Origin of the sequence: Methylobacterium sp. WL116, from assembly GCF_008039455.1 — a bacterium.
Taxonomy (GTDB): Bacteria; Pseudomonadota; Alphaproteobacteria; order Rhizobiales; family Beijerinckiaceae; genus Methylobacterium.
In genome coordinates this window covers 1-908 of record NZ_VRUV01000948.1, presented here as the reverse complement: position 1 = coordinate 908, position 908 = coordinate 1, and the positions used below count along the sequence as shown (strand labels likewise).

2 protein-coding genes are annotated in these 908 nt (G+C 72.0%); both read left to right on the top strand.

From position 1 onward, the window contains the following. Positions 1-285 (top strand): DUF2721 domain-containing protein (locus FV223_RS28670; protein ID WP_147730002.1); only part of this gene is annotated, 285 nt, incomplete at its 5' end. A gap of 89 nt (positions 286-374) precedes the next feature. Continuing rightward, positions 375-809: a PRC-barrel domain-containing protein gene (locus FV223_RS28665; protein WP_147730001.1), complete on the top strand. Its 435-nt coding sequence runs from the start codon at positions 375-377 to the stop codon at positions 807-809. Positions 810-908 lie beyond the last annotated feature (99 nt).

The window sequence follows — 908 nt, the reverse complement described above, 5'->3', positions numbered from 1 at the left end:
CACCGGCTCGACCGCCTGCAGCTGCGGGCGCTGCTGCTCGACGCGGCCGTGGTGCTCGCGGCGCTTTCGGGGGTCTCGACCTGCGGCGCCGTCCTGACGCTGTTCGTCGGCGCGCTGCGCGACGCCACCGTGGCCGGCGTGCTGTTCGCGTTGTTCGGCACGGCGATCCTGTGCACGCTCCTGGCGCTGGTCGCCTTCGGGACCGAGATGCTGTTCGCGAGCCGCGGCGTGCGCAACCGTGTCGCCCTGCGGCGCGCCCAGGCGGAAGCCGGGCCGGAAGGCTGAAGGGGCCCGCGGAACCCATCGCGGGTCCGAGCTTTCCCCTGCGAACGCCCGGGATGCCGGGTCCGTGCAGTCCTGCGAAAGGTATCGCGATGCCGACAGATCTTCCCAACGAGCGCAGCATCCGCAAGGCCGGCTCGATGGAGCTCGACCCCTCGGCCGAGGGCGTCGCCATCGACGAGACCGTCCGGCTGATCGCCTCCAACAAGGTCGAGGGCACGGCGGTCTACGATGCCGCCGGCAAGCACCTCGGCGCGATGCACAACTTCATGGTCGACAAGGTCTCGGGCCAGGTCGCCTACGCAGTGCTCGCCTTCGGCGGGTTCCTGGGGCTCGGCGAGAACCACCACCCACTGCCGTGGAAGGCGCTGACCTACAGCGTCGAGCTCGGCGGCTACGTGGTGGACATCGACCCGGCGACGCTCGCCGGCGCGCCGAGCCACGGCGCCGGCGAGGACGGCTTCGCCGATCCGGCCTATGGCGGCCGGCTCGACGACTATTACGGTCGCGGCCCGAAAGCGGCCTGACGATCAGAACTTGCCGCCGAGGCCGACGCTGCCGCCGGGCGTCAGGGACGGCGTCATGCCGCCCGACGACCCCCCGCTGGCGGGCTCGCCGTCGATCTC

Bases quoted from the DNA above. Each gene is read 5' to 3' on its own strand.
- FV223_RS28665 (WP_147730001.1), top strand. From the start codon at position 375: ATGCCGACAGATCTTCCCAACGAGCGCAGCATCCGCAAGGCCGGCTCG.